We start from the raw sequence: 21,274 nt of genomic DNA on the forward strand, positions 1-21,274 counted from the left end.
AGTTTATAAAATGTATCGATTATTCGAAAAAATGACCAACGCATTTCCTGAGCAAAAGCCAACGCAGCCGCCCTCTACCTTATTTGCGTTTTGTCGTCATTACACTAAAGGTATGGAGCTGTCGTTAGTTTTAATGTCTGTTAGTGCTGCCCTGCTTGCCATTTTAGAAGTATCGTTATTTAGCTATATGGGCCAACTGGTTGATTGGTTGGGCACCTACACACCGCAAACCCTATTTGAAGAGCAAAAAGCCGAACTTATAAAAATGGCGGTAGTACTTTTAGTGATATTGCCTATTGTGGTGTTTTTTCACTCGGCTATTTTACACCAAGCATTACTGGGTAATTACCCTATGTCGATTCGTTGGTCGGCGCATAGATACTTATTACGCCAAAGTGTTAGCTTTTATCAAAACGAGTTTGCAGGGCGTATTGCCACAAAAGTAATGCAAACATCACTGGCCGTACGAGAAGCCGTAATGAAACTGCTCGATGTACTAATGTATATTGTGGTTTATTTTGGCGCTATGGTGTTTTTAGTTGCAGAAGCTGACTGGCGTTTAATGCTACCGCTTTTAGTGTGGGTAATTATTTATGCCGCCATTCAAATGTACTTTGTGCCAAAGCTTAAAAAAATTGCCAGCTCACAGGCCGATGCGCGCTCTGAAATGACCGGCCGTATAGTTGACAGCTATACAAATATATCGACCATTAAGCTTTTTTCGTATACACAACGTGAAGAGCAATACGCTAAACAAAGTATGGATGTATTTTTACAGCCTGTTTATAAGCAAATGCGTTTAGTAACCAGCCTTAACTTTGCCATTAATAGCCTAAATTACTTATTAGTATTTAGTGTGGCCGCACTATCCCTTTATTTATGGTCGTTAAGTGCAATTAGCGCAGGCGCCATTGCAGTTGCGGTTAGTTTATCGCTTAGATTAAATGGTATGGCGCAGTGGATCATGTGGGAAATAAGCAGCTTGTTTGAAAACATTGGTACCGCAACCGATGGCATGAAAACCTTATCTACGCCCATTAAAGTAGATGATAAACCCGATGCAAAAACGCTTAACGTTTCTAAGGGCGATATCGCTTTTTCAAATGTTCATTTTAACTACGGCAAAGCCGCTAACGAAACTAATCGCGGTCCGGTAATGAATGGCCTAAACCTCCATATAAAGCCCGGTGAAAAAATTGGCTTAGTGGGTCGCTCTGGCGCTGGTAAATCAACATTAGTTAATTTACTGCTGCGCTTTTACGATACCGATTCTGGGGCGATTAAAATTGATGGCCAAAACATTACCGATGTAAGCCAAGAAAGCCTTCGCCGCTATATAGCCATGGTTACGCAAGACACTTCCCTGCTTCACCGCTCTGTAAAAGATAATATTTTATACGGCCGACCCGATGCCTCAGAAGCCGAAATGCTCAGCGCTGCCAAGCAAGCTAAAGCACTCGAGTTTATAAGCGATTTAGAAGATAGCAAAGGCAATAAAGGGTTTGATGCTCAAGTAGGCGAGCGCGGTGTAACCCTCTCCGGTGGGCAACGCCAGCGTATCGCTATAGCGCGGGTATTACTGAAAAATGCACCTATTTTAATACTCGATGAAGCCACCAGCGCGCTCGACTCAGAAGTAGAAGCCGCAATACAAGCAAGCCTAGATGATTTAATGACAGGTAAAACTGTGATTGCCATTGCTCACAGGCTATCGACCATTGCGCAAATGGACAGACTTATTGTACTTGATGAAGGACGCGTTGTAGAGCAAGGCAACCACGAAGCGCTCATTGCACAAAATGGTATTTATGCTGGCCTTTGGGCGCATCAAACCGGTGGGTTTATTGGTGTAGATTAAACTAAAAAGTAAAAGGGATAATTACAGCCCTTTCGCTTTTATACTAACGGTTTAATAGCCTTTAACCGCATGATATTAAGCCATTAATCTTAAACCAATTAAAATTAGCATGACAATATTGGCTATAAAACTGATTAAAAAGAAGTACGTGCGTGGGCTTGGGTTTTTCTCTGTGGCTATAACGTAATACAGCGCCATATGAATTAATCGCGCTATTACATACACCCAAACGCACATGGCAAATATAGGGCTTTGGTAATTTATAACAAATGCAAACAACACAGTACCAATAAACAACGCGCTGTTTTCTAGTGTGTTATGAAAAGTACGGTGGGCTCTAAATATAAAACTGTCGTGCGATAAATCATCGCTAATTTTACCCGGTACAGCATTAGGTTGTTTAGCTTTGCTAAAGGTAGCTACCGACCACTGTACCACTAACATTATTAAATAAACGTAAAACGCCATATAGGCAGAAAGCGCAACTTCAGTCATTTTTATGTCCTTAAAATTGTTTTAACTCAGTAGTTACGGCAAGTTTTAAGCCTAAAATAAGTTCATTATAATTAATGACTTGTAATTTATAAGTTCAATAATAATGTAAAAGCTGCAAACCTATTTATAAATGTTACCCACGAATTAACTCCTTAACGTTAGGGTAATTGATACCACTGCGTGATCGGTTGTTAAATCGTCTCGTTCGTATTCTGGGTTTATTAAATGCCTGTCGTATGTATGATAATCACTCACTTCATAAAAGCTATCATCGTAACTTGGGTCAAATTCACACGAGAGTAAAATATAATCAAGTACCGTACTACTCGTTCCATAGTAATGGGTAGGGCTGCGATTTAATAATGGCGCAGAGGGGCCATTACTTTGTTGAACATCTGCATTCCCAGCGTTTTGCTGGGTGTTGTGCGCCGTAAATTGGCTCATTTTTAGTGTTTTAAATAATTGCCATGCGTCATTTAAACAATATTTAGCAAGGTATGTTTTAACATCAAACGCTGGGGCAAATCGCAATGTATTCGTTAATAAATGGGTCAATACGCCATCGGCAAGGTCGTTATTAAAATCGCCCATTAGCACCATAGGCTGTTGTGTAGCTTCGCGTCGGGTAATCATTTCTATCATTAGTAAAGTGGCTTCACTGCCGCGCTGAATGGTTGAGCCCCACGAGCCGGCCACATTTGCTTTGAGAGTGTCTATTATGTTTTTTTCGCTTGAGGATGGTTCGGTTTTGGCTGAGCTAGTAGTACTTTCATCACTTTCAATCATGGCTCGTTTTGACTTAAAATGAACCACATAACAGTCGGTATTACCTACATGGGGTAATCTAATGGTGGCTCTTAACACCTTACGGCTAAACGTAAAATTACTATTAAGGCCAAGCATTTCAACAAGCTCGGTATTGTGCTTAACCGCAGCTATATCAACAATCTCAAATTTAGACGCTATAGCCACTACCGGGCGTTTAAAGATAAAATCATCAATCACCTCTGGTGTATCAACCACAGCAAAATATGTATAGCCTTGCTGCGCCATTAACACCTTTAGCGATTCAATACTAAACACTTCTTGAAAACCTATTACATCAGGCGCGTACTCATTTAAATAATCTACAATCCAACGCTGTTTGCGTGCCCATTGCTCTGCGGTATAAATTTTTTCAAAATCGTAATACGCATTAGGCGGCTCAAGGTAGTTAAATAAATTAAACGTGGCTATTTTAAATTGCGTGTTTTTTACCACAGGCTCGTTTAAATCAGCGGCAGGTTCAGCCTCAAGCGTAGTGCGATGTAAAGTCGATTCAAAATTACTGATAACAATAGCCTAGCGAATAAAAAGTGCATTAATTATACCCTAAAGAGTTTAAAGTTCTAAACCGTGAATTATTCTCAACATGCAATTTAAAGCTATAATTTACGCTATACTGCCCTCCTCGTTATTAGCGCACACATAGGTATTATGAACTACTCAAATTTTGGTACTAAATTTACACAACCCAACGGAATAACGCAGCTTATGGAAGATTTAGGCAGCGCTAACGCAAGCAATAATCCAAATATTGTTATGCTAGGTGGCGGTAACCCCGCACACGTACCACAGGTTAATGCCGTATTTTTAGATGAATTACAAAAGCTAGTAGCCAGTAATAAAGTATCGCAAGTATTTGGTTTGTACGACGGGCCAACTGGCAATGACGAATTTAGAGCGGCCCTTGCTAAACAGCTCAATAGCGAGTTTGACTGGGGCTTAACACCACAAAACATAGCACTGGGTAACGGCAGCCAAGCTAACTTTTTTGTATTGTTTAATATGCTTGCGGGCAAAATGAGCGATGGCACTAATAAGCGTATATTGTTTCCGCTTGCGCCTGAATACGTAGGTTACGCCGACCAAGGTTTATCTGATGATATGTTTGTGGCAATAAAGCCCGACATCGAAATTTTAAATACACCCAGTGGCTCTAAGCAGTTTAAATATGTCATTGATTTTGACGCGGTAGAAGACGTATTAGCCAACGATACCAGTATTAGCGCACTGTGCGTATCGCGCCCTACCAACCCAACTGGTAATGTCATTACCGATGAGGAAGTACGCCACCTAGATGCCCTTGCACACAAGTACAATATTCCCCTAATTATTGATAACGCCTACGGCGCCCCTTTCCCAGGTTGTATTTACACCGATGCAAACCTTACGTGGAACTCAAACATTATATTGTGTATGTCGCTTTCAAAACTGGGCTTGCCAGGCCTGCGCACTGGTATTGTGGTTGCCAATAGCGAAATAATCAAAGCCATTGGCCGTGTTAACGGCTCTATGGTGTTATCGCCTAACGCTATTGGGCCAAGCTTAGTAACCCGCTTAATTAACGAAGGCGAATTACTGCCTTTGTATAAAAATACTGTATTGCCTTTTTATAAAAATAAAGCAGAGATAGCCATAAACCTGTTTGATGAAATTTTTGCAGACTTGCCTGTTTATTTACATAAACTCGAAGGCGCGTTTTTTATGTGGCTATGGTTTAAAGACTCAAAAATAACCAGCGAAATGCTTTATCAAAAACTCAAAGAGCAAGATGTATATATAATTCCTGGGCATAACTTTTTTATTGGCATTGAAGATAGCTGGGAGCACAAACACCAGTGCATACGCATTAACTACGCCAACGATGAAGCCACTCTCAGAAAAGGCCTAGAGGCAATTAAAGCGCTTATTATGTAGCGCTTTAATTAACCGTTTTACATCGTATTTTAACGAGGAGGTTAACGCTTAGCGTTAGCCACTGAGTTTTTTATTTAACCTACTGTTTAGGGGCTAACGCCTTGGTTAACAGGGCAAACAGCAAGCCACCTAAAGCACCTGCTAGTAACTGCAAATAAAATCCCCATCCACGTGCGCCCGCTATAATATGAATATTCATAATCGACTCAATCGCCACTAGCACCTCGGCAAAAGCAGTGATACCCGATACCACAAATAACACCATGCTGTATTTTTCAAACTTTTTAATAAGTAACACAACAGCAAAAAAAGCGATAGCTAAAGCAATGGCAATAATAGCGCCATAGGTAGGTAATAGCCCTAACCAATCATCTAGCGTTAAATTAATACGGTTGCTTAAGCTGACCACAACGCCCACATCAACTAATTGATTGACAACGTATTGGCTATGAAACAAGCTAGCAAGCGTAAAGGTAAATAACCAAGAAACTAAAAATATAGGGAGTAAACGTGTTAAAAATGGCATGGTTATCTCAACTTAAAATAAAGCTTTTTTCTTACAGTAGCAAAGGCTTGCAATGTAAACAACGACTCTCTCAATTAGCGCTATGGCTGTTTGTAGGGCTTTTTGCATCTACCGCCAGTGCTGCCGAATTACCTAAAGAGCAATACAGCACTCACACACTCGCAGCACAGTTAAATTCGCCGTGGAGCATGGTTAAGCTACCAAACGGGTCATGGCTAATTACAGAGCGCGACGGCCACGTTGTTATTGTAAAAAACAATCAGCAAACTAGAGTAAATTTAAACCTTGAAGGTTTATACGTTGCAGGCCAAGGCGGCTTACTCGATATAGTGCTCTCGCCTAATTTTAACACCAGCAAAGAAGTCATTTTTACCTACGCACAAGGCACAGCTGAGGCTAATCGCCTAGTAATTGCAAAAGCTACCTTTAATGGCACCGGCTTTTCAACGCCTGTTATTATTTACACAGTAGCGACTGATAAAAATACCCCACAACACTACGCTGGCCGCGCCCTCTTTTTACCCGACGACACTCTACTGTTTTCAACTGGTGATGGCTTTGATTTTAGAGAGCAAGCACAAGTAATAACCAGCCAACTTGGCAAACTATTACGCATAAACCTAGATGGCACTATTCCAAAAGATAACCCATTTATTAATCACAAAAACCCCAATGCACACGCTGTTTACTCGCTCGGTCACCGAAACCCACAGGGCTTAGTGTATGATTACGATACCGATCAAATTATTAGCCACGAGCACGGCCCCGCAGGTGGCGATGAGCTAAATTACTTAACGCCAGCTACCAACTACGGCTGGCCGGTGATCACCTACGGTGATGATTATTCTCGAGCACGCATTTCTCCTTTTAGAGACTACCCCGGCATGCAAAAGCCAAGCGTAGATTGGACACCATCAATCGCCCCTTCGGGTATGGCGTATTACGGCTCTAAACACGCCGCATTCCCCTCACTTCAAAAGCATGTGCTCATTACCACCCTCGTTGATAAAAAGCTCTACAGCGTTAATCTGGCTAATGGCGAATTCACCGAGTCACACATATTTCCAGAAGCAACAGGGCGATTAAGGGATGTGTATGTAACCACTGAGGGTAATGTAGCGATATTAATGGATGGAAAAGATGCTGAGCTGATGTTGTTTAAAGCTAAAGTAGTTCACAAAGAGGATTAGAGGCGCTTTGCTTTTAGAGAAATATAATGGGTTATATTAGGACGCTTTAGCTGTAGTGGCTCATATCTGATCTGACACATTACATCTGTAGTTCCGATCTAACCTGACAGGCGGATTTGCGCGAGAAGCGGTTACTTGATCTCCTTCGAATGAAGGTTCGCTGAAGACAAGGAGCGGTCGGTCAACGTGTCTTTTCCATTTGAGCCGGTCAGCGATAGCTGTTTTTTCACCGGCTCACGCGTTTTATTTCAGTATACCGAAGGGTCTTCCCCGTCCCACAACTCTAAATCAGCCAATATCTCAAAGGTTGTATAAGTAAAATCATTTACACTCAGTGACACCGAATTGCACATTCCAACAACAGACGTTTGGGTGTCTGGTCTTCGAATGTAACTGGTGTCTGTACCAACCCAACCTCCGTTGTGGAAAAAATAACGACCATCGGTATTTTGCCCGTTTGCGTAATACCACTTTTCTTCGTCACTCTCTGGCACATTCACATTTGGCGTGTTCATTAGCGCAATTAACGCCTCAGGATCTTTGCCTAATTTAGGCGCATGGAAGTGATTATCCCATATAAGCATGTCATCTATGGTACTGAATAAGCCACCATCACCAATTGTGTGTAAGGCCGTCAAATGATTGAGTTGTTTTCCTGCTTCAGACGAACGATATCCTGATGCGCGGTTAGGAATAATCTCTTCGGCGCTATCTGAAAAAAACGTATGCCTCATACCAAGGGGCTTAAATATACGCTTATGGGTGAATTCGCGTATCGTCATTCCGCTTATTCGTTCAACCAATTTTGCCAGAATGATATACCCGTGATTGCTGTATTCCATAGTGGTGTCAGGCTCATGCACAAGCGGGAGGTCTTTGATAACAGAATAGTATTCGGCATTTGATACGAACTTTTCACTTCCAATTATAAAGCCGCTCAAAGTAGACTCACGAAGCGTATCTAGGTGATCTTCAAAGTCGCCTAAACCGCTGAAATGGCCGAGTATTGAGTTAATGGAGATTTTTCTTCCATAGTCTTTTAGTTCTGGTAGATGCTGACGAATATCGTCGGTTAGTTTGATGACGCCATCATCAGCTAATAGCAAAACAGCAAAAGCTGTAAATTGCTTTGATACCGACGCCATTCTGAATACCGATTGACTATTGAGTGGTATTTGGTGTTCTACATTGGCTAGACCATAGCTTTTTTTGAAAATAAACTCTTTGTTTTGGATTATACCTATGGAACAGCCCGGCCCATCTAGCCTAATGCTCTTTTCGGCAATAGCGTCCATTCTTTTTTCTAAAAGCATTATCTGATTATTTTGTGCAACAGCTTTACCTGAATTTAGTAGTAGGCCAATCGTGAACGCCTGAACTAATCTGTGCATGAGTTTTCCTTATCTAATTGTTTTCGCGCAGAAACGTTTGCCTTCCATATGAACTGATATGTGAGCTAAATTAGCATTTCAGATTTCTCGTATCTCACTATCAATATTTTCAGCTTAATAACAATACACGGTATTTGTATGGTAGAGAATGCGAAATGTCCGCTTCACGTACAGAGCTGACTGTCCGAATTAGTTAAGCTCTGTGATGAAAAATGTCAGATGGAGTTGTGTCTAATCCACTTTAGCTATTTGCAATTTGATGTCTGAAGTCAAGATTTGACCCCTTTATCATTCTAAAACGTCTATTAAGCCCATTTCGTGTTCGGCTGCACCTAAACCTGCGGCATTTTCTTCACTTATTTCTTCTTGTATTCCAAGCTTTTTAATACATGCTCTATCTAAAACAGATGCACCCGCCGCTGTATCTAAAATTAAACGTACTGTATGCCCGTTTATTTTAGCCTGAATAATTTGATGGCCTGTTGCTGTTACTTCAAATTTCAAGCTTGTGGTTTTAACTAGCTCCGTTAATGTTCCTTATTTAGGTTAATTGAAAAACACTCTACTACAGGCGCTTCGCTTTTAGAGAAATATAATAGCTTAAATAAAGGTGTTTTGAGAAAATTCTGACTTGATGTCTGAAGTCAAGTTTTGACCCCTTTATCATCACTTCGCGCCTCCTCAAAAGTGACGAGGAGGTATCTATAACTTGTTAAGTATCTTCAATCATTAGTGCTGGCCAAAAAGCAGGGTTTATCATGTATTCTATATCTCCTTTCTTTTTAATTATTCCAGCCATCAACTGCATACTGTAGTTAAAGTCATAAATATACTTAGTCTCCCCATTAATTCTTAATCCAATAAATCCATACCACAGTAGAAGCTCAAATATTTTTTCAAAGAATTGCTCCCCAGCACCGAATTCGTCTAATACTGAGAATATTTCATTTCTCTTTATCACTGACTTACTGCCGATGAACGCATAGAGGATATCGTCAACGTTATTCTCTACATCATGTATTTCATAGCCGATATCAGTTAATATATCCGTAGAATATGCTGTTAACCCTTTTTCTATATCCTCTTCGAGGATGCGTTCGTGATTAAGATTAATAGCAAAACTTTTACACTGGCTAATTAGATTTAATAAAAAACGAGGTCTCATCAAAGATCTTTCAATAAGATATTGAGAGCTCTCTTCACCTGAAAAATGGCTTACACATATTTTTGGCCAAAGTGAGTTGAATGAATCATCTCCATTAATGTTGTTTGATACTATCCTTAAACGAACCAACTCTCTTAGCAAATCTGAATCTGTCCAATCAAGAAGTACACTAGCCTCTTTCCCTCGATCGGAGGTTTCTTTGACAAGTAATTCATAAACATCGTTTCTTAGAAAAAGAATTGTATTCACATCAACATTTGATTTTCCAAATTGTCGCTCTATCTTTTTGGTTGCATCGACCAATGCTCTAATTATTAATAGATCTTCATGCTCAAGACCTGAGGTTGGCCAGCCTTTATCAATATTGTCAAAAAGAAGCCAACAAACTTCTTTTTGACTCATATATTCGATCACCTGCTTAGATAGATCCCTTACATCATGGCAATACAGCATTTCAGTTAGATTCGACGCATTTAACCTTACGTTAGTCTGGTCCCCATACTTAGACCTATATTCAGTCGATATTTTTTCCATCAGTGAACTCATTCGCTCGGAAAAGTCACCTTCCGTCTCATAGCCATCGGCGTGATATATATCAGCTAGAGCCCGGTATGGTTCATATAAGGTATGGTCTCGCTTATGTTGCTCTCGGTCTTTTTCTAAAATCTTATAACATATTTCTAAAAGAAGAACATATTCCCAAAAAGCCATAATAGTGTGCTGAAATGTGCCTTCTTCAAGAAAAGATAAAATCAATTCCTTAAATTTAATAAGTTTGTATCCATCAGGTTTAAGATCTAAAACAATATTCCCTTTCTTATTCCTTTCCCTATCTCTTACCTGTAAAAATATTGCTGACTTACCTGAGCCTTTCCTACCTACTACGATATTGGCTTCGCCCCTCAAGGATTTTAGAAACTGGTCAGTTTTTAAATAATAGCTTTCTAGGGTACGCATCTCGTTTTCGGCTGAAGTCGAGCCTAAATCAAGAGATTGAAGAAAGGTGTCTTCACTAGAAGTATTAATACTTAAACCTTGCTGAAATGCTTCAGCCACCTTGCCTGCGAAATTAGCTATGTGTTCATTTATGTCATCCGGATGATATGTCATAGAAACAAAATCACGGTAATCAAGAGGTACTGGATCCTCCTCATGTTGAAGAATACAGAGGGCTTTCATCATGCCATTAGCTAAACCAGCAATGAACGCTCCTCTCATATTATGGACTTCATAGCCAACCGACTTACTAGAAAGTAGTGGAACAACTACTCCATGAGACTGTGCCACTTGATTAATAGCATCATTTGCAGATAATCTCGGCTGTTCATTAGGGTCAAAAGATCTAAACAAGTAACGAGCTTTCTTAATACGAGATACAATACGAGTTGCCCAATCTGTCTTATGCATGCCCTCGAGTAAATATACTGGCGACTTAATATTAATTTTACTAGGTAAACTTAGTGGGTCAGATGGAATTGCTGAATTTAGAAAGCCACGCAACTCAAAAGAATTTTGATATCCCTTATAGCCCAGCGTATCAAATATTCCTACCTCCCTTATTGAAGGGCTTCCTTCATGTATACTCAGATTTTTCGTGAGAAGAACACGCTTTCCCTGTCCTATCGCATAACCAATTTCGTAGGTCACGTTAAAATTCAGAACTGAAATATCTGCCACAAGGAAATCACTAGAATCTATACCCTCTAAGACCTTTTCAGAAATAAAATGACCCGGTATATCAAGCGCTTTCCATGTATTTATATCAGCACCTGTATCATCTACGGCTTGCTCAATTGTTTGCCCAATTTCAGCAGGTGATGAGGCGTATGCATAAAATCCTAATTCTTTATTTTCCACAAACGATTTCCTTATAGTTTATCTTTTGGAACAACAGCAGTTATAACAATTTTTCTTCACCGTTTAACGTTTTTAAACCGACAAATGTCCAAATATTACGAAACATCTAATGTAACCAGCGAATAAGCACATGTAAACAATTGGTTAGCTCTCATATAAATTTACTGGATGGAGAAAAACACCAAAATGGTAGAGATCAGTAATAAAGGACAAAAGAGTAATACACTAATAAATAACAAAACTTAGGCTTTTTTCTTTCGCCTTGAAGCTTTTTGATTTTTAAAATTAAAACAAAAAAGCCGCTGTTCGTTTAAAACAGCGGCTTTTCTACTTATAGCTGATAGCTAAAAACTTACAGCTTGTATTTTAAACTTTCCCAATCACTTCAAGGCCACCCATGTATGGGCGTAATACTTCTGGAACTACTACTGAGCCATCGGCTTGTTGGTAATTTTCTAGTATGGCGACTAGTGTACGCCCTACCGCTAAACCTGAGCCATTTAATGTATGTAGTAACTCTGGCTTTTTAGCACCTTCACGGCGAAAACGTGCTTGCATACGGCGCGCTTGGAAGTCGACCATATTTGAACAAGACGAAATTTCGCGGTAGGTATCTTGGGCCGGTAACCATACTTCTAAGTCGTATGTTTTAGCTGCGCCAAAGCCCATATCGCCCATACATAAAATTACTTTACGGTATGGTAGTTCTAGCGCTTGTAAAATTTGCTCTGCGTGGCCTGTTAGCTCTTCAAGCGCTTGCATTGAGTCTTCTGGTTTTACTAGTTGTACTAGTTCAACTTTATCAAACTGGTGCTGGCGAATTAAGCCGCGTGTATCGCGACCGTAGCTGCCCGCTTCACTTCTAAAACACGGCGTGTGCGCAGTTAAGCGAATCGGTAAATCGCTTTCTTCGTAAATTTCGTCGCGTGCGCTATTAGTCAGCGGTACTTCTGCTGTTGGGATTAAGCTAAAGCCAGCTTGTTGTTCACCGTCGTCGTTTACTAGGCCTAATGTATGGAATAAATCGCCTGCAAACTTAGGTAATTGGCTTGTACCGTAAAGGCTTGCGCTATTTACTAAGTACGGTACATACATTTCTGTATAGCCGTTTTTATCTGTGTGTGTATCTAGCATGTATTGCGTAAGTGCACGGTGCATACGCGCTACTTGGCCGCGCATTACTGTAAAACGTGCGCCACTAATTTTAACGCCCATTTCAAAGTCTAGGCCGTTTAGGTCTTGGCCTACGTCTACGTGATCTTTTACTTCAAAGTCGTACTTTTTAGGCGTGCCCCAGGTAAGTATTTCAACGTTGTCGTCTTCATCAGCGCCTTCTGGTACTGATTCGTCTGGCAAGTTTGGAATTGCTAAAGCAATTTCGTTAATGGCGTTGAGTACTTCGTCTTGCGCTTTTTTAGTTGCGTCTAATTCGCTGCCTAAATTTGCCACTGCGTCTAGTAGTGGTTGTGCGTCTTCGCCTTTTGCTTTTGCTTGGCCAATGGCTTTAGCACTGGCGTTACGTTGACTTTGAAGCTCTTGCGTTTTTACTTGTAATGTTTTGCGTTGTTCTTCAAGTTCTGTCACTTTTGCAACATCAAGCTCGTAGCCACGAGCCGCTAAGCGTGCTGCAGTTTGCTCAACGTCTTGTCGTAAATATTTAGAATCTAACATGTTAGTTTTTTAACCTTTTTGCATTACCAGCTGAAGGCCCAGCCAAGCCATAAAAATACAGATCATCACATTTAAGATGATATTGAGGGCCATTTTAATAAAGTGACCTTGTTGTAATAACAACAACGAGTCCATTGAGAATGTTGAAAAGGTGGTTAACGCACCTAAAAAGCCAATACCAATAAGGGTTTTAGCGGGGCTTGTGGCGATAATTTCTTTCTCTATCAAACCGTACAAAATGCCCATTAACAATGAACCCAGAATATTAACCGTCAACGTGCCAAAAGGGAATCCCCTACCAAGGAGTTTTAGCATGGTTTCGCTAATAAAAAATCGTAAACAGGCTCCTGAGGCGCCGCCAAGGGCGATCATCATATAAAGTTTAATCATTTTCGTATCGTTTAAGTGGGCTTTGCGCGTCGCGTTCTTTTAAGTAATCAAGCTTTTGCTTAATTTTTTGCTCAAGGCCGCGATCGCTCGGTAAATAATAGTGTTTGTCTTGAATTTCTTGCGGTAAATATTTTTCACCGGCGGCAAAGGCACCCTCTTCGTTATGTGCGTAGCGATACTCGGCACCATAGCCTAAATCTTTCATTAGGTTTGTAGGCGCGTTTCGTAAATGCTCTGGCACTGGGTAGCTTGGCTCGTTTTTGGCATCAGCCTTTGCTTGGTTAAATGCCATATAAACCGCATTACTTTTAGGTGCGCTGGCTAAATATAAAGTGGCTTGAGCAATGGCGCGTTCGCCCTCGCTTGGGCCTACACGCTGAAAAATATCCCATGCGTTTAAGGCCACTTCCATCGCACGCGGATCGGCATTACCTATGTCTTCTGTGGCAATGGCAAGTAAACGCCTTGCTACATAAAGTGGGTCGCCGCCGCCGGCTAAAATACGGCAATACCAATACAGCGCACCATCGGGTGAGCTGCCTCGTACTGATTTATGAAAAGCCGATATTAAATCGTAAAATTCATCGCCGCCTTTATCGTATTTAGCTAAATGGGTTGGCAGTACTTGGCTTAATACGTGCTCATCTACGTTGTATGTGCCGTTTTGCTCACTCGTTAAATCAACCGCTTGCTCAAGCAAGTTTAATACTTTACGGGCATCGCCGCCGCTTGCTTGGCAAAGCGCCTGTTTGGCGTTATCGGCAATAAGAATGTTTTTTTGGTTTAGTTGCTCATCTTGCTTAAGTGCGCGCTCTATCACGGTGTATAGGTCGGTATCGGCTAGCGACTTTAAAACATACACGCGTGCACGCGACAAAATAGCGTTGTTAAGTGCAAATGAAGGGTTTTCGGTTGTCGCGCCTACAAATATAAAAGTGCCGTCTTCTATGTGAGGTAAAAATGCATCTTGCTGCGATTTATTAAAACGGTGTACTTCATCCACAAACATTAAAGTGCGTTGCCCGCGGCTTTGTAGGTTATCGTGCGCTTGCGTTACGCTGTCGCGAATATCTTTTACGCCTGCAGTCACAGCCGACATTTGTATAAGCTCGGCATCGGCGTGGTTTGCAATAATTTGCGCAAGGGTGGTTTTACCGACCCCAGGCGGCCCCCACAAAATTAAGCTGTGGCAACGCCCTGCAACAATGGCTTGGTGCAAGGGTTTGTCGCTACTTAGTAAATGCTGCTGACCGATGTATTCGTCAAGCGTTGTTGGGCGCATACGTGCCGCAAGTGGGCGTACATCGGGCCCAAAGTTAAAGCCTAAATTATTCACCGTTACTCTGATCGTCTATTTCTACACCCTCTGGTGGGGTAAATTCAAAGGTGCTTGTATCAAGCGCGGTATTTACTTGTGCATTGTTAAAACTAAACGATGAAAGCTGACCAGAATTATCCGTCACAACTAACTTAGCAAGGCCTTGCTCGTTACCTGCAAAGGTAATATCAAGTTGCTCTACTTGGCTCTCTACGCCTTTATTTGGGGTTACACTAAAGCCAGAGTCTGTGGCTTGAACGCTGTATTTTTCCCACTGTGCGGGATCTTTTGAAGTAAGCAGTACAAACGGTGTTGAATCTATAAGGCTATGGGTATCCATAATAGTTACTTGCTCAGCAAAGCTGTCGAAGTAATAGGTTTTGTCACCATTTGATACAAATAAGGTATCGTCTGGGTTTGTTTGCTGCCAGCGGATCATCATAGGTTGTTTAAGGGCAATTGTACCCTCGCCTTGCATAACCGCTTGGCCTTGCGGATCGGTTACGTTTTGAGAAAACTGCGCTTTAAAACTTTTAAGGGTTGCGAGTTTGTCTTGCAGTGCTTGGCTGTCATCAGCAAAGCTAGGCGTGGCAATTAAACTGCCAAGCACTAATAATAAACTGTTTAATTTTTTCATTAATTTGCTCCATTAGGTACTAATACATCGCGAGCGCCGTTATGGCCTGGTGAACTCACGATACCCGATGTTTCCATTTGTTCTACTAGTCGTGCTGCGCGGTTATAGCCAACACGTAATTTACGTTGTACTGATGATACCGATACTTTGCCGGTTTCGATTACAAACGCAACGGCTTCGTCGTATAGCGGATCTGACTCTTCATCTGCATTTTCACTGGTTTCACCTGGTAATAAAACATCTTCTGTTGCATCACCATTTAAAATTTCATCAATGTAATTAGGTTTACCGCGTGCTTTCCAATCGTTTACTACCGCATGTACTTCATGGTCGTCTACAAATGCGCCATGCACACGCTCTGGTACGCTTGTGCCTGGCGGTAAGTAAAGCATATCACCCATACCGAGTAAGTTTTCTGCGCCTTGTTGATCCAATATGGTACGCGAGTCTATTTTACTCGACACCTGAAACGCCATACGTGTAGGTATATTGGCTTTAATTAAGCCGGTAATTACATCTACCGATGGGCGCTGTGTTGCAAGTACTAAATGTATACCTGCGGCACGTGCTTTTTGCGCAATACGGGCAATTAGCTCTTCAACTTTTTTACCTACAATCATCATCATGTCGGCAAATTCGTCTATTACTACCACTACGCTCGGTAGTTTATCTAACTCGTCTGGGCCTTCTTTCATGCCGTCGGTGTCTTTAAATAATGGGTCAAGAATTGGGTAACCCGCTTCTTTGGCCTCAAGTACTTTTTGGTTGTAACCTTTTAAGTTACGTACACCCAACGCCGACATTAATTTATAACGGCGTTCCATTTCGCCTACACACCAACGTAGTGCGTTAGCCGCTTCTTTCATGTCGGTAACTACTTCACACAATAGGTGCGGAATACCTTCGTAAACCGAAAGCTCAAGCATTTTCGGGTCAATCATGATCATACGAACATCATCAGGGCCCGATTTGTACAGTAAGCTTAATATCATTACATTAACGCCCACTGACTTACCTGAACCTGTGGTACCAGCTACCAGTAAATGGGGCATTTTACCTAAATCGGCACACACAGGTTGCCCTGCAATATCTTTACCTAACACCATGGTGAGTGGCGATGGATTTTGCTCAAATTTAGGGGCGTTAATTACCTCAGATAAACGTACAATTTCGCGGTATTTATTAGGCAGCTCTATCCCTATGTAAGTTTTACCTGGGATCACCTCAACCACACGTACACTAATTGCCGATAACGAACGGGCTAAATCTTTTGATAAACCAGTAATTTTAGACACCTTTATACCCGGTGCTAAATCAAGCTCAAAACGTGTTACAACTGGGCCTGGGTATACGCCAACCACTTTTGCTTGTACGTTAAAGTCGAGTAATTTTGTTTCAACAAGACGCGACACGCTTTCAAGCTCTTCTTCCGATATCGGGTTTTTTGCTTTATCCGGTCTGTCGAGTAAATCAAGCGACGGTAATGGCCCTGGCGGTGGCTCTTTATCAAGTAGCTCTTCAAACTTTTCTTTTGCTGTTGGCGGTGGCTGATATGCAGGTTTTGGCTTAGGCATAGGCCTTGCTGGCGATACCACCGTGGTAACCGGTTTTTCAGGCTCAACAACTTGGCTTTGATCAAGCGCATTAAGTGCAGCCGCTGTATCCATTGGCTCATCGTCTATGGCGCTAAAGCCAATTTCCTGGTCGAGTATATCGTCTAGCTCATCAAATGGGCTGTAGTCATCACTAATTTGCGGTTCGCTAAAGGTAGGCTGCTCTTTAGTAATGGCTTTTTGCTTAGCTGGTTTTTTACTTTTTGCAGGCTCTTGTTCAAATTCTGATGATTGCTCGAGTGTGGTATCGCTTTGCTCATAATCGTCAGGGTCATCATTAAATTGCGCATCGGCTTGCACCGGATTTGCCGCAATACGCTCTCGTTGCATCCAACCTTGGGCGTAATTAGCAATGTAACGGTAGCCTCTAACCACTAAATCGCCGAGGTAGTCTACAAATTCAACCCACGACACACCGGTTAATAAAGTAAGTCCAGCAAAAAAGAAGCACAATAATAGTATAGAGGTACCGGTAAAGTTAAATGCCGGCATCATGGCCGATGCAATCACATCGCCCACTACCCCACCGGATGAAAAGTTATAAATATCATCAAAGTTAATGCTGCTGATTGCCGTAGCTGAGGTAATAAATAAAGCAAAGCCAATAACACGCAAAGCAAGTGTGGTGTAGTCGAGCTGTAAAATACGATGAGGTTGTTTAAACAGTAAATAGCCAAATAGTTGAATAGCGGCCGGCACTAAATAAGCAAGCCAACCAAATGACAGTAATAATATATCGGCTACCCAAGCACCGGCAGTGCCTGTAATATTTTTTACGTTTCTAAATTCACCCGTTTGCGACCACGCAGGGTCAGCGGGATCAAAGCTGATTAAAGCACATAAAATGAATATTGCCGCAAAGGTACTGATGATCAGCCCTGTTTCTAATAGTCTTTGCACACCGTTTAGGCGCATAACTTCCTATCCCTCTTTATTGTTCTATTGGCACTTGCTTGCAATCAAATACCTTAGCAGGAAATGCAATTTGATGCACTTTATCTTAATGTGTATGGCCTGATTATGAACAAGTTTTTATAAATTAGAGTGTGTTTATCTTTGGCGGTTAAATTTACGCAATGTAAGGGCGAATTATTACGCCGTCTTCACCTTTTACTTCTTCCATTACTACATAGGTGCGGCTTTCACTCACGTTTGGCAGCTTTAAAAGAATGTCGCCTAGTACACCGCGGTATTCTGACATATCGTTTACGCGTGTTTTTAATAAAAAATCAAAATTACCCGATACCAAGTGACACTCTATTATCTCTTCGTGCTGTTTAACCGCCGCACTAAACTCATCAAATACGTCGGGCGATGTTTTGGTAATAGTTACCTCAACATACACAGATAAGCCTTGGCCAAGCTTTGCTGGATCAACCACCGCTTTGTAGCCAAGTATATAACCTTCACGTTCTAACTTTTTTACGCGTTCCAGACAGGGCGTGGCGCTCAGGCCTACTCGTCGGGCCAGTTCTACATTAGAAAGGCGTCCATCGTGCTGTAATTCCATTAAAATTTTACGGTCAATTCTATCTAATAACTGATGCATACACCCAACTAGTTTAATATTCTGTTTATTTTTATTATTTAGATAATAACACTGCCTAGCCTTTTAAAAAAGGTGGGACACACTGCCTTATGATGAATATAATAGTGAAAAATGTTAATCCGTTCTTAATAAGGCAAATTTTATGATTATTGGTGTACCTAAAGAAATTAAAAACCATGAATACCGTGTAGGTATGGTTCCTGCGAGTGTTCGTGAATTAGTAAATCACGGCCACCAAGTGATTGTTGAAACAGATGCAGGTATGGGCATTGGTTTTACTAACGAAGATTACACACAAGCTGGCGCTGAAATTTTAGCAACTGCAGCTGATGTTTTTGCAAAAGCAGACATGATCGTAAAAGTAAAAGAGCCACAAGCTGTTGAGCGTGCAATGCTACGCGAAGATCAAATTTTATTTACTTACCTTCACCTTGCACCTGATCTTCCACAAACTGAAGACCTTGTTAAAAGCAAAGCGATTTGTATTGCTTACGAAACAGTTACTGATGCACGTGGCGGCTTGCCGCTTCTTGCACCAATGAGTGAAGTAGCAGGTCGTATGTCTATTCAGGCCGGTGCACAAGCGCTTGAAAAATCTAACCACGGCCGTGGCATGTTACTTGGTGGCGTACCAGGCGTTGAAGCAGCTAAGGTTGTTGTAATTGGCGGCGGCATGGTGGGTCGTAGCGCAGCGCAAATGGCTGTTGGCATGGGCGCAGACGTTGTAGTACTTGACCGCAACATTGATGTACTTCGTGCACTAGACGCGCAATTTGGTAACAAAGTTAAAGCGATTTACTCAACGGCTGACGCACTAGAAAAACACGTACTAGAAGCCGACTTAGTAATTGGTGGCGTACTAATTCCAGGTGCTGCAGCGCCTAAACTAGTAACAGCCGATCACATTAAAGCAATGAAGCCAGGCTCTGCAATTGTTGATGTTGCTATTGACCAAGGTGGTTGTATTGCAACTTCTAAAGCAACAACACACGCTGATCCTACATACATTGTTGATGAAGTTGTTCACTACTGTGTTGCTAACATGCCAGGTGCAGTACCGCGTACTTCTACCTTTGCACTTAACAATGCAACATTGCCGTTTATTATTAACCTTGCAAACAAAGGTTACAAAAAGGCACTACTAGATGACGCGCACTTCTTAAAAGGCTTAAACGTAATTAAAGGCCAAGTAACTTACAAAGAAGTAGCTGAAGCGTTCAACATGGAATATGTTGACCCTCGTACTGCAGTAGAAAACGCGTAATTTTGCGTTTAGTCGTTAGGTGTTATTGAACAAAATAGTTACCTAACTACAAACAATAAAAAAGCAGCTAATTAGCTGCTTTTTTTGTATCTAAATTTCGACTATATAAATTAATTTATATAAAACGCTTAATTATAAAATCTACTTTTACGCGTTTAGCCTGACCAAGCAGCTTTTTAACCGGTTGCGGGTAATTTTCTACTGTTTCTAAATCATTTGGCCCAGTTAAACGGCGGCAGTGTTTTAAAATTTCCTGCTTTTCGTTATCTATGGCTTGCATAATACTTTGCTGTGGGTCTTCAATTAAAATACCGTTTTCGATATCAAGGCCCCACGCTCGTGGATTAAGGTTATGGCCGCTTAATAAGTGCCGTTGTCGGTCGGCGCAAATACCTTTTAAGTGAAACGAGTTACTCTCATGCTTCCATAAATACACGTTTAAATTGCCGTTATCTATATGGCGCTTTTGCGATTTTACAAATTTATGCAAAATAGTTTCGTATAAATACGGGAGTGCACCAATTTTACTAAATGGCTCACTTGGCGGCAGATAAAAATCGTTTGCGGTTTTATCACCTACTACAATGGTTACTTGCTTACCTTGTTTTAATAATCGACGTAGTGAGCGCATAAGCGGTGCCGGAAAATTAAAATACGGTGTGTAAAGTACAAGCTCTTGCTCTGTGGTATCAAACAAGTTTTTAATTAATCGGTTAAGGCTATTATTACGACGCCCTAAACCTAAAAACAAACGCACACCGAGTGGGTCGGTATTGGGCTTAGTTGGGTTTGCATAACTGGCCGACTTTAGCTCGCGCATTAATTGCTTTTGTTCAAATTTAAAGTCTATTAAGCGCTTAAGCGGGCGTGTATCAATACGTGGCACGGCTTGCGAGCCTATTAGCTTAGACTCAATAAAATCAACCACCGAGTCGCACAGTGCTGCTTGGTCAACTAAAAAGTAACGGTCGAGCCTGTAGCGTTCGTTGTATTGTAAGTACACGTTATTTAAGCTGGCGCCGCTGTATAATAAAGTATCATCTACAACAAAACCTTTAAGGTGTAACACACCAAACAACTCTTTGGCTTTAACTGGCACACCGTAAACTTGTACATTTGATTTAAATTTTTCTAAATAGTCACAATATAAACTTGCGTTACCGTCTGATTTTTTTGCACCAATAAGACCACGTTGAGCACGATGAAAATCAACCAACACTTTTATTTCAAGGTTGGGGTTTGCCAACGACACACGATGCAGCGCTTCCAGTATTTCGCGCCCTGCTTCGTCATCTTGTAAATAAAGTGCCGTAATGTAGATTCTTTTTTTTGCATTGCTAATTAAACGTAGCAATTGCGTACGGTACTCTTGTGCGTTGGTTAAGACGTTAACGTCTTTTGAAGTCAACCCAAATGCGGGTTTTTCCTGCCAAAATAACATAGTTGCCTATTCACTAAGGTCACATAATCTATCAGTGACAAATAAAATTAGGTAAAACATATCAAAAAAATACTAACGGGTCATGAATTAACGAAGCTTTGTTGCTCATCTGTTTGTTTTTTAGCCTTTACGCGGGCTTTTTTATCGTTCAAGACAAAGTCAGTACATAA

At 41.2% G+C, this 21,274-nt stretch carries 17 protein-coding genes; 4 read left to right on the plus strand and 13 right to left on the minus strand.

Annotated elements, in window-relative coordinates; translation table 11 throughout:
• Positions 1 to 10 precede the first annotated feature (10 nt).
• Complete coding sequence (locus PSH50_RS01070) at positions 11 to 1,858, plus strand: ABC transporter ATP-binding protein (protein WP_273587399.1); 1,848 nt, start codon at positions 11 to 13, stop codon at positions 1,856 to 1,858.
• A gap of 75 nt (positions 1,859 to 1,933) precedes the next feature.
• Here the strand turns inward: PSH50_RS01070 and PSH50_RS01075 are convergent, their stop codons facing one another.
• Together PSH50_RS01075 and PSH50_RS01080 are read right to left on the minus strand one after the other, a co-directional pair.
• The gene (locus PSH50_RS01075) at positions 1,934 to 2,353 is read right to left on the minus strand and encodes an MAPEG family protein (RefSeq protein WP_029772660.1); all 420 of its coding nucleotides are present in this window, start codon (positions 2,351 to 2,353) and stop codon (positions 1,934 to 1,936) included.
• Between the two features lie 144 nt (positions 2,354 to 2,497).
• Positions 2,498 to 3,613, minus strand: a complete 1,116-nt coding sequence (locus tag PSH50_RS01080; RefSeq protein WP_273587402.1) for an endonuclease/exonuclease/phosphatase family protein — start codon at positions 3,611 to 3,613, stop codon at positions 2,498 to 2,500.
• Positions 3,614 to 3,829: 216 nt separating this feature from the next.
• Here PSH50_RS01080 and PSH50_RS01085 point away from each other — a divergent pair, with 216 nt between their 5' ends.
• Entirely contained in the window at positions 3,830 to 5,092 is a 1,263-nt protein-coding gene (locus PSH50_RS01085) for a valine--pyruvate transaminase (protein WP_273609223.1), read from the plus strand.
• A gap of 79 nt (positions 5,093 to 5,171) precedes the next feature.
• Here the strand turns inward: PSH50_RS01085 and PSH50_RS01090 are convergent, their stop codons facing one another.
• Positions 5,172 to 5,618 (minus strand): hypothetical protein, encoded by a 447-nt coding sequence (locus PSH50_RS01090; protein ID WP_273587406.1) that lies wholly within the window; start codon positions 5,616 to 5,618, stop codon positions 5,172 to 5,174.
• On the opposite strand from PSH50_RS01090, the gene PSH50_RS01095 reads away from it, so the two are divergent.
• On the plus strand, positions 5,603 to 6,808 hold the full coding sequence (locus PSH50_RS01095) for a PQQ-dependent sugar dehydrogenase (RefSeq protein WP_273587408.1): 1,206 nt from the start codon (positions 5,603 to 5,605) through the stop codon (positions 6,806 to 6,808). The genes PSH50_RS01090 and PSH50_RS01095 overlap by 16 nt on opposite strands.
• Positions 6,809 to 7,056: 248 nt before the next feature.
• On the opposite strand, the gene PSH50_RS01100 is transcribed toward PSH50_RS01095, so the two are convergent.
• From PSH50_RS01100 to lrp, 9 genes are all read right to left on the minus strand, one after another.
• The gene (locus tag PSH50_RS01100) at positions 7,057 to 8,199 is read right to left on the minus strand and encodes a serine hydrolase (RefSeq protein WP_248442200.1); all 1,143 of its coding nucleotides are present in this window, start codon (positions 8,197 to 8,199) and stop codon (positions 7,057 to 7,059) included.
• Positions 8,200 to 8,487: 288 nt separating this feature from the next.
• A complete protein-coding gene (locus PSH50_RS01105) occupies positions 8,488 to 8,703 on the minus strand; it encodes a retropepsin-like aspartic protease (protein ID WP_273586861.1) in 216 nt (71 codons plus the stop codon).
• Between the two features lie 208 nt (positions 8,704 to 8,911).
• Complete coding sequence (locus PSH50_RS01110; RefSeq protein WP_273586860.1) at positions 8,912 to 11,221, minus strand: P-loop ATPase, Sll1717 family; 2,310 nt, start codon at positions 11,219 to 11,221, stop codon at positions 8,912 to 8,914.
• Positions 11,222 to 11,587: 366 nt separating this feature from the next.
• Positions 11,588 to 12,892, minus strand: a complete 1,305-nt coding sequence (gene serS / locus PSH50_RS01115) for a serine--tRNA ligase (RefSeq protein WP_024033494.1) — start codon at positions 12,890 to 12,892, stop codon at positions 11,588 to 11,590.
• Positions 12,893 to 12,901: 9 nt separating this feature from the next.
• Entirely contained in the window at positions 12,902 to 13,282 is a 381-nt protein-coding gene (gene crcB / locus PSH50_RS01120) for a fluoride efflux transporter CrcB (RefSeq protein ID WP_004586743.1), read from the minus strand.
• Positions 13,275 to 14,618, minus strand: a complete 1,344-nt coding sequence (locus PSH50_RS01125) for a replication-associated recombination protein A (RefSeq protein WP_273586859.1) — start codon at positions 14,616 to 14,618, stop codon at positions 13,275 to 13,277. The genes crcB and PSH50_RS01125 overlap by 8 nt, the downstream gene beginning before the upstream one ends.
• Positions 14,611 to 15,237, minus strand: a complete 627-nt coding sequence (gene lolA / locus PSH50_RS01130; protein WP_004586745.1) for an outer membrane lipoprotein chaperone LolA — start codon at positions 15,235 to 15,237, stop codon at positions 14,611 to 14,613. The genes PSH50_RS01125 and lolA overlap by 8 nt, the downstream gene beginning before the upstream one ends.
• Positions 15,237 to 17,765, minus strand: a complete 2,529-nt coding sequence (locus PSH50_RS01135; RefSeq protein ID WP_273586858.1) for a DNA translocase FtsK — start codon at positions 17,763 to 17,765, stop codon at positions 15,237 to 15,239. The genes lolA and PSH50_RS01135 overlap by 1 nt, the downstream gene beginning before the upstream one ends.
• 154 nt (positions 17,766 to 17,919) lie before the next feature.
• Positions 17,920 to 18,399, minus strand: coding sequence for a leucine-responsive transcriptional regulator Lrp (gene lrp / locus PSH50_RS01140; protein WP_004586747.1), 480 nt, complete (start codon positions 18,397 to 18,399; stop codon positions 17,920 to 17,922).
• 142 nt (positions 18,400 to 18,541) lie between these two features.
• Here lrp and ald point away from each other — a divergent pair, with 142 nt between their 5' ends.
• Positions 18,542 to 19,663 carry an alanine dehydrogenase gene (gene ald, locus PSH50_RS01145; protein ID WP_004586748.1) on the plus strand — a complete coding sequence of 374 codons (1,122 nt, stop codon included), beginning with the start codon at positions 18,542 to 18,544 and terminating at the stop codon, positions 19,661 to 19,663.
• 115 nt (positions 19,664 to 19,778) lie between these two features.
• Here ald and pssA read toward each other — a convergent pair whose 3' ends face one another.
• Positions 19,779 to 21,104 (minus strand): CDP-diacylglycerol--serine O-phosphatidyltransferase, encoded by a 1,326-nt coding sequence (gene pssA / locus PSH50_RS01150; protein ID WP_273586857.1) that lies wholly within the window; start codon positions 21,102 to 21,104, stop codon positions 19,779 to 19,781.
• Positions 21,105 to 21,274 lie beyond the last annotated feature (170 nt).

Source organism: Pseudoalteromonas sp. Angola-7 (assembly GCF_028599255.1).
Classification (GTDB): domain Bacteria; phylum Pseudomonadota; class Gammaproteobacteria; order Enterobacterales; family Alteromonadaceae; genus Pseudoalteromonas; species Pseudoalteromonas atlantica.